The following is an 8414-nucleotide window of genomic DNA, read 5'->3' as shown; positions in this document are numbered from 1 at the left end:
AGCCCCGCGCCCCTTCTTAACTCGGGCCCAGTTTCGTCCTTTAGGGCGCGGGGAACTGCGCGACCAGCCCCCACGCACCCGCACCCGCCCGCCTACATCCGGCTCAACGACGCTGTGGCGAACAGAACGTCCCTGATCGCCTCTCGATCCCCCAACTGCCCAGCCGCCGCGTCCTCCGGCGACACATGCCCGGCCGCCAGATGACAGAACTCCACACCGTCCAGGGCGATATGGGCCACTTCACGCTCGGCCGACCCCACCGCCCCGGGTGAGTCGAGAGGGATCAGCCACTCACCCCCGCCGTGCCCCTCGATCTCCAGGCGGAGGCTGCGGCCAGGGTTCCCGGCCGGGACCAGGTGCCGTCCCTCGGCCGGCGCAGCCAACCCGTGGCGCCGGCGCTCGGCCAGCACCGCGGGGAGCATGCGGGCGGCGAGGTCGATCATCCGGTTCAGGCTGCGCGGGGCCGGCGGCTCGTAGGGGTAGTCGACCGCGTCCGCGATGTCCTCCGCGTGGACCCAGCACTCGAAGGCCCGGTCGAGCATCGCGTCGTGCAGCGGCAGCTCGAAGTCGCCGTAGGAGACGGCCCGTTTGCCGGTGGTGGTGCCGGTGAAGGACACCGTGCGGACGATGGTGTGGCTCTGTTCGCGCCAGGGTGCGCGGATGGAGCGGGTGGGCGGGAAGTAGGAGGCGCGCCAGTACGCCTCGGTGCGCGCGGTCGGGTTCGTGGCCTTGTCGGCCGTCTCCCCGGTCAGCGGGTCGTCGAGGCCGAGCGCCGTCGCGACCAGGCCGTCGACGGTCAGCAGATGCGCGATGACCCCGGCGACGGTCGTACGGCGGCTCGTCGGGGCCTGGCCGTCGAACCAGCGCAGCCGCACGGGCGCGTGCCACTCGGCGTCGCCTATGTCCTGCAGCAGGGCGTCGAGGCGCGCGGTCTCGGCGTCGTACGGCGTCGCCCACTCGGGTACCGGGATGCGCGGCGGCCGGCGGTCGAAGGAGCCGGACAGGACGCGGGTGCGCAGGCCGGGGTCGAGGTCGAGGGGTTCGACGGGGTGGAGGAGGCCCACCGCTCCGCGCAGGCGCAGCGCCTCGTCGGCGCAGGAGCCGCACTCGCCGAGGTGTTCCTCCACGGCCGCCGTCTCCGCCGCCGAGCACGCGGCCAGCGCCCACGCGCCGAGCAGCGCCTTGAGCACCGGGTGCTCCAGGACCAGCGGCGCGGGCCGGGACGCGGCCTCGTCGAGCTCGGGCAACGGCAGACCGCCGTCCTCGACGGAGGCCCGGGGCATGGGAATGCGCGGCGGCACTGGAGCCTCGTCGTACGCCTCGTGCTCGTCGTTCGCGTCGCTCACACCGCACCCCCCGGTCCCGCTGGTTCCGGCGGTGCGCCGGTGTCGTGGGCGGTGGACAGGAGTTGGAGGCCCAGGCGCAGCCGGCGGCGGGCCTCGTCCTCGGTGACGCCGAGGTCGACGGCGGTCTGGCGGTAGTCGCGGCGCTGGAAGTAGGCCAGCTCCAGGGCGGCCCGCAGCGGGGCGGGCATGGACGTGACGATGTAGTCGGCGCGGGCGGCGACGGAGGCGCGGCGGACCTTGCGCTCCAGTTCCTCCGTGGAGCCCTGGCCGCCCTGGGCGAGCGCGGCGGTCTCGGTGGCGCGCAGCCGCTGCACGGCGAGGCGGGCGGTCAGCGCGGCCACCCAGGAGCGCAGCGGGCCCTGCTTGGGGTCGTAGGCGTCGGGGTGTTCCCACACGTGGGCGAAGACCTCGCGGGTGATGCCGTCGGCGGCGCGCTCGTCGCCGAGGACGCGGTGGGCGAGGGCGTGCACGAGGGAGGCGAAGCGGTCGTAGAGCTCACCGAGGGCCGCCGCCTCGCCGCGGGCCAGCCGCTGCTGCATCTTGCGGTCCCATCGGGGCGGTGCGTCCTTCGTCGCCATGCGGCCCCCTCACCGTGTCCGTGCCCAAGTCAAGCGTGCGCCCACCGTCTCCTCGAATGTAGTCGGCACCCCGGACAGCGCACGCCCCTTCGTGCAATCGCACGCCCCCGAAGGGGCGCGGGTGGTAGCGGACGTGTGCCTACCCGGTCCACAACTGATCGAACAGGATCGAAGGCGACTAAAACAAGCCTCTTCGGACCGGTTTCCGTTTCTGTTGCCGTGTTTCAGGGAACGGCCGCTGGGCAGCCGCGCTGCAAGGAAGCGTAGGTACGGCTTCCGTTTCCGGACGGTTTCCGGGAGTTCCGGCTAGCGAAAGGCGCGATGGTGGCCTTCAAAGTGAACGACGGCGAGCGCGGCGGCTGGTCCGTGCTCCTCGTGTCCGGCGAACTCGACCTGGTGACCTCGCCGGTGCTGCGCCAGCGGGTGCACGACGTGGTGGCGGACGGTCACCACAGCCTGGTCGTGGACCTCTCCGAGGTGCTGTTCTGCGACTCCAGCGGCGTCGGGGTGCTGATCGCCGCCCGCCGGCTGATCCGCTCCTGCCACGGGCATCTGCGGCTGATCCTGCCGGCCCAGGGCGCCGTCGACGGTTCGCACGTCAACCGGGTGCTCGGCGCCCTCGGGGTGCGCCGCCTCTTCGACGTCTACCCGGATGTGATGGAGGCCACAGAGGAGGAGCCCGAAGAGGAGGCGGATCCCCTCTCGGCGTGACGCGTCGGTTTCCGGGGTGACGCCGTTGTTTCGGAATTTCCCCGGTCTTGGTACAAGCGACGTTTTCGGCTCCCGGACCCGCCCCGGCGTCGTACGCTCCAGCCAAGCGCACCCCACATGAGTAAGGCGGCCCGAAAGACATGGTCAGCACCGAGTACGAGCGACGCATCGCCGCCCGGTTCGCCACCTTCGACCAGGACGGCAACGGCTTCATCGACCGCGAGGACTTCAACTCGGCGGCCAAGGCGCTGCTCGCGGAGTTCGGCACGGCGGCCCGCTCCGACAAGGGCCAGGCCCTGTACATCGGCGCCGAGGCGTTCTGGCAGGGCATGGCGGGCATCGCGGACCGGGACGGCGACCAGCGGGTCAGCCGGGAGGAGTTCGTGGGCGGCGCGGTCAAGCGGCTGCGCGACAACCCGGAGCGCTTCGCCGAGATCGGCCGTCCCTTCCTGCACGCGGCCCTCGATGTCGCGGACCCGGACGGCGACGGCTCGGCGACCATCGCGGACACCGTGCGCGTCCTCAAGGCCCTCGGGGTGCCCGACGACATCGCCGCCATGGCGGCCGACGCCCTCGACACGGACAGCGACGGCAAGGTCGGCGAGGCGGAGATCGTCTCCGCCTTCGCCCGCTACTTCACCGTGCCTGAGTAGGTCGCGGATCCGTCCCGGGATCCGAATAACGCTCCCGCAGCTTGTACTTGAGCACCTTGCGCAGCGTCTCGTTGCGCGGAAGGGCGTCCACGATCTCCAGCTGCTCCGGCAGCTTGTGCACGGACAGCCCTTCCGCGCGCAGATGGTCCGTCACGGCCGCCAAGGTCAACTCCCCGGCCCCCGGCGGCTGTTCGACCACCGCGCACACCCGCTCCCCGCGCTCCGCGTCCGGCAGCCCCACCACGGCCACGTCACCGACGTCCGGATGCGCGGCCAGCAGATCCTCGATCTCCTTCGCGGAGATGTTCTCCCCCTTGCGGATGATCACGTCCTTCAGCCGCCCGGTGAGGATCAGATGCCCGCTGTCGGTCACGGTCCCCAGGTCCCCGGTCCGCAGAAACCCCTCCGCGTCGAAGGCCTCGGCCGTCTGCGCGGGGTCCAAGTACCCCTGGCACACGGCCTCCCCGCGCAGCCGCACCTCCCCGCCCTCCGCGATCCGGATCTCCATCCCCTCGGGCGGCCGTCCCTCGGTCGTGGCGAGGTTCTCGGTCGTGTCCTCCGGGTCGCCCATGGTGATCATCGGCACCTCGGTCATGCCGTAGCCATGGGTGAGCTGGACTCCCATCTCCCTTACGACGGAGTGGTAGACCTCCGGCGGCTTGGGCGCCCCGCCGCCGGCGAGCAGCCGTAGCGAGGGGATCACCTTCTGGTCGGGCTGCTTGCGCTGCTCGGCAAGGAACATGGAGTAGAAGGCGGTCGAGCCGCCGGCCACCGTCACCCCGTGCTTGCGGTAGCCCTCCAGCGCGTTCGGCAGCGCGAACTGCTCGAACATCACCGCAGGGAAGCCGTACAGCAGCAGCATCACCGTGTAGTCGGGCCCCGCGATGTGCGCGTAGGGGAAGGCCATCGACCCCACGTCGTCCGCCGTCAGCCGCAGCGCGTGCGCGAGGCACGAGCCGCCCGCGATCAGCGAACGGTCCGTGTGCAGCACGCCCTTGGGGTCGGAGGTGGTGCCGGAGGTCCAGTAGATCCAGCGGACCGAGGTGCCGTCGGCGGGCGGCGCGGGGAGCAAGGAGGGCTCTCCGTCAGGGAGTTGGGCGTCGTCGTACGCCTCGAAGACTCCCCGCGCGCCGAGCCGCCGTGCCATCTCCGTGTGGTCGAAGCCGCGCCAGGTGCCCGGCACCGCGAAGAACTCCGCCTTCGACTCCCGCAGCGCGAAGCCGACTTCGCGGTCGCGGTAGAAGGGGATCACCGGCGTCTGTACGGCGCCCAGGCGGGCCAGCGCGAAGGAGAGCAGGGCGGTCTCGATCCGGGTGGGCAGCTGCCAGGCGACGACCGTGCCGGACCGTACGCCCATGCCGTAGAGGCCCGCCGCCACCCGCTCCGAGCGGTCCCGCAACTCGCCGAAGGTCAGGGCGCGGTCGTCCTGGAGGAAAACGGGCCGGTCGGGGGTCAAGTCGGCGCGGCGGACGACCAGTTCCCACAGCGTACGGGCGGAACTCAGGGAGTGCGGCGTCTCGTTCATGGTGCCCCCTCCTTGGCTGACGACTCGTCAGGTGACATGCTATCTGACGGGTCATCAGATAAGTACCGTCCGGCGGAGGGGAACCCATGACCACCGAACTGCCCCGCATCATCAGCGTCGACGACCATGTGATCGAACCCGCGCACCTCTTCGAGACCTGGCTGCCGGCGAAGTACCGCGAGCGCGGCCCCCAGCCGCTCACCGCCGGAATCGGTGAACTCGCCTACGTGGCGGGCAAATACCAGATCACGATGGACCCGGACGGCCCGCCCACCGACTGGTGGATCTACGAGGACCTCAAGTTCCCGTACAAGCGCAACATCGCCGCCGTCGGCTTCGACCGCGACGAGATGACCCTGGAGGGCATCACCCGCGAGCAGATGCGGCGCGGCTGCTGGGACCCCAAGGCGCGGCTCGCGGACATGGACCTCAACCATGTCGAGGGCTCCCTCTGCTTCCCGACCTTCCCGCGCTTCTGCGGCCAGACCTTCGCCGAGGCGCACGACAAGGAGGTCGCGCTCGCCTGTGTCCGCGCCTACAACGACTGGATGGTCGAGGAGTGGTGCGGCGACAGCGGCGGCCGGCTCATCCCGCTCTGCCTGATCCCTTTGTGGGACGTCGAGTTGGCGGTCGAGGAGATCAAGCGCAACGCGGCACGCGGTGTCCGCGCGGTGACGTTCTCCGAGATCCCCACCTACCTCGGGCTGCCGTCCATCCACTCCGGCTACTGGGACCCGTTCTTCGCGGCCTGCCAGGAGACGGGGACGGTCGTCAACATGCACATCGGCAGCAGCTCCCAGATGCCCGCCGCATCCCCGGACGCACCCCCCGCCGTCCAGGCCTCCCTCTCCTTCAACAACGCCATGGCCTCGATGATGGACTTCCTCTTCAGCGGCGTCCTGGTGAAGTTCCCGACCCTCAAACTCGCCTACAGCGAAGGGCAGATGGGCTGGATCCCGTACGCCCTGGAGCGCGCCGACGACGTGTGGGAGGAGCACCGCGCGTGGGGCGGGGTGCGGGACCTCATCCCCGACCCCCCGTCCACGTACTACTACCGCCAGATGTTCTGCTGCTTCTTCCGCGACAAGCACGGGGTCGCCTCGCTGGACGTGGTGGGGCGGGACAACGCGACCTTCGAGACCGACTACCCGCACGTCGACTCGACCTTCCCGCACACGAAGGAGGTCGCCCTCGACCACGTCAAGGGCCTCGACGACGAGACCGTCTACAAGCTCATGCGGGGCAACGCGATCCGCATGCTGGGCCTGGACCTCGACCGGTAATGGACCTCTCGTACACGGCCGAGGAGGACGAGTACCGGGCGCGTCTGCGGGAGTGGCTGGCCAAGGTGCTCCCCACCCTGCCCGCGAAGCCGTCCCCGGACGACTGGCCGGGCAGGCGCGCCTACGACCTCGGCTGGCAGCGGATGTTGTACGACGCCGGGTACGGCGATGTGCACTGGGACGCGTCTCCGACGACCCGGCTGATCTTCCTGGAGGAGACGGAGGAGGCGGGCGCGCCCTACGTGGGGGCCAATTTCGTGGGGCTGTTGCACGCCGGGCCGACGATAGCCGCCGAGGGCACGGCCGAGCAGCGGGAGCGGTGGCTGCCGCCCGTGCTGCGCGGCGACGAGGTGTGGTGCCAGGGGTTCAGCGAGCCCGAGGCCGGATCCGACCTCGCGTCGTTGCGCACGCGCGCGTGGCGGGACGGCGACGACTACGTGGTGACCGGTTCCAAGATCTGGACCTCGCACGCCGAAGTCGCCGACTGGTGCGAGTTGTTGGTCCGTACGGACCCTTCGGCGCCCAAGCATCGAGGGATCAGCTGGCTCGCCATGCCGATGGACGCGGCGGGGATCACCGTACGGCCGCTGCGGACGCTCGCCGGGTCCGCGGAGTTCGCCGAGGTGTTCCTCGACGAGGTGCGGGTGCCTGTCGGCAACCGGGTGGGGGACGAGAACGACGGCTGGCGCGTGACGATGGTGACGCTGTCCTTCGAGCGCGGCACGGCTTTTGTGGGGGAGGTCGTCGCCTGTCGGCGGGTGTTGGGTGAACTCGCGGTCGAGGCGCGGCGGAACGGGCGGTGGGACGATCCCGTGCTGCGGCGGCAACTGGGGCGGTTGAACGCGGAGTTCCGGGCGTTGTGGCGGCTGACTCAGTGGAACGTGAGTGAGGCGGAGGCCTCCGGCGGTGTCCCAGGTGTGGGCGGGTCGGTCTTCAAACTCCGGTACTCGCATGCGCGGCAGGAGTTGTACGACGTCGCTGCGGATGTGCTTGGGCCTGACTCCCTGGATCTGGAGCGGCCTTGGGTGCTCGATCGGCTGTCGTCGCTGTCGTACACGATCGCTGCGGGGACCTCGCAGATTCAGCAGAACATCGTGGCCGAGCGGATTCTCGGATTGCCGAAGGGGCGCTGACATGCGCTTTCAACTTACGGATGATCAAAGGGCGTTGCAGGCTGTTGTGCGGGATGTGATTGGTCGTTCGTCGGGTGCGGGTCCGTCGTGGCGGGTCGCGCAGTTCCCCGCGCCCCTAAAAGCAGCTCCTCTGCTGGACCGGGGTTTTTGGCGGGCCCTCGGTGATCTTGGGGTGTTCTCCCTGCGGTTGGCCGAAGCCGACGGAGGCGCCGGACTCGGGCTGCCCGAAGCCGTGTTGGTGTTTGAGGAGGTCGGGGCGGCGCTGGTGCCTGGGCCGTTGATCGCCACGCATCTTGCTGCCGGGGTGGTTCCAGGGGCCGCCGGCGGGGAGACCGTGGTCGCCGCTGCCGACGGCAGGCTCGTGGAGTGGCTGGACGAGGCCGATGTCGTGTTGCCGGGGGCCGAGGGGGCCGTAGCGCTGCGGTCGGTGGATCCGTTGACGCCGTTGCATCGGGTGCCGGCGCCGGCGCGTGTCGAGCCTGTCGCCGTGCTGCTCACCGCTGCCGAGCAACTCGGTACGGCCGGGCGGGTGTGCGGGCTCGCGGTGCAACACGCCCGGACGCGGGAGCAGTTCGGGCAGCCGATCGGGGCGTTTCAGGCCGTCAAGCATCTGTGCGCGCAGCTGCTGGTGCGGGTCGAGGTGGCGCGGGCCGCCGTGTACGCGGCGGCCGTTACCGGGGATCCGGTGGACATCGCGGCGGCCCGGTTGCTGGCCGACGAGGCCGCTGTGCGCGGGGCCCGGGACTGTCTGCAGGTGCATGGCGGGATGGGCTTCACCTGGGAGTCCGAGGTCCATCTGCATCTGAAGCGGGCATGGGTGCGGGCCCAGCGTGGCGGCGGGAACACGGAGAGTGAGGAGCTGCTCGCGGCCGATCTGGTGGGCGGAGCGGTGTAGTGGGGCGCCTGCCTGCGGTGACCGGAACGGCTCCGACAACGGTGTCGCGGATCGTGGCACGGCGGAATCACGCAGCGTTGATATCGGGTTGTGTCCTATGCGTGACTCGTCACGGCGCGGAGTCGTCTCGGGGCTCCGGTACCTTGTGTGGGATGCGAGTGGTTCAAGGTACGAGCCATGCCGGAGTTGCCCGAGAGGCGGCTCCGGATCGGGCGGTGCGCTCCGCAGTTCGTATGGCAGAACGGGCTTTCACCCCTGCCTGTTCGACTCCCCGCAACGAGCGTCGCACA

The 8414-nt window shown here is 70.5% G+C and carries 8 protein-coding genes; 5 read left to right on the top strand and 3 right to left on the bottom strand.

What is annotated here, in order from left to right:
- Window positions 1–92: 92 nt before the first annotated feature.
- The gene (locus tag SSP08S_RS51980; protein WP_078532884.1) at window positions 93–1283 is read right to left on the bottom strand and encodes a maleylpyruvate isomerase N-terminal domain-containing protein; all 1191 of its coding nucleotides are present in this window, start codon (window positions 1281–1283) and stop codon (window positions 93–95) included.
- 59 nt (window positions 1284–1342) lie between these two features.
- On the bottom strand, window positions 1343–1924 hold the full coding sequence (locus tag SSP08S_RS51975) for a sigma-70 family RNA polymerase sigma factor (RefSeq protein WP_019075572.1): 582 nt from the start codon (window positions 1922–1924) through the stop codon (window positions 1343–1345).
- Window positions 1925–2245: 321 nt separating this feature from the next.
- Here SSP08S_RS51975 and SSP08S_RS51970 point away from each other — a divergent pair, with 321 nt between their 5' ends.
- Window positions 2246–2635 (top strand): STAS domain-containing protein, encoded by a 390-nt coding sequence (locus tag SSP08S_RS51970; protein ID WP_019075571.1) that lies wholly within the window; start codon window positions 2246–2248, stop codon window positions 2633–2635.
- Window positions 2636–2775: 140 nt separating this feature from the next.
- Window positions 2776–3288 (top strand): EF-hand domain-containing protein, encoded by a 513-nt coding sequence (locus tag SSP08S_RS51965; protein WP_019075570.1) that lies wholly within the window; start codon window positions 2776–2778, stop codon window positions 3286–3288.
- Here SSP08S_RS51965 and SSP08S_RS51960 read toward each other — a convergent pair.
- Window positions 3272–4813 (bottom strand): class I adenylate-forming enzyme family protein, encoded by a 1542-nt coding sequence (locus tag SSP08S_RS51960; protein WP_019075569.1) that lies wholly within the window; start codon window positions 4811–4813, stop codon window positions 3272–3274. The two genes, SSP08S_RS51965 and SSP08S_RS51960, sit on opposite strands and share 17 nt — an antisense overlap.
- 86 nt (window positions 4814–4899) lie before the next feature.
- Between SSP08S_RS51960 and SSP08S_RS51955 the strand changes: the two genes are divergently transcribed.
- The 3 genes from SSP08S_RS51955 to SSP08S_RS51945 are packed head-to-tail and all read left to right on the top strand — an operon-like array spanning window position 4900 to window position 8124.
- Window positions 4900–6096 carry an amidohydrolase family protein gene (locus tag SSP08S_RS51955; RefSeq protein ID WP_019075568.1) on the top strand — a complete coding sequence of 399 codons (1197 nt, stop codon included), beginning with the start codon at window positions 4900–4902 and terminating at the stop codon, window positions 6094–6096.
- Window positions 6096–7229 (top strand): acyl-CoA dehydrogenase family protein, encoded by a 1134-nt coding sequence (locus tag SSP08S_RS51950; protein ID WP_019075567.1) that lies wholly within the window; start codon window positions 6096–6098, stop codon window positions 7227–7229. The genes SSP08S_RS51955 and SSP08S_RS51950 overlap by 1 nt, the downstream gene beginning before the upstream one ends.
- 1 nt (window position 7230) lies before the next feature.
- Window positions 7231–8124, top strand: a complete 894-nt coding sequence (locus SSP08S_RS51945; RefSeq protein WP_026179563.1) for an acyl-CoA dehydrogenase family protein — start codon at window positions 7231–7233, stop codon at window positions 8122–8124.
- Window positions 8125–8414 lie beyond the last annotated feature (290 nt).

The sequence above is a fragment of the Streptomyces hokutonensis genome (genome assembly GCF_000376565.1).
GTDB classification, from domain to species: domain Bacteria; phylum Actinomycetota; class Actinomycetes; order Streptomycetales; family Streptomycetaceae; genus Streptomyces; species Streptomyces hokutonensis.
This window is presented reverse-complemented; position numbering and strand designations above follow the sequence as displayed.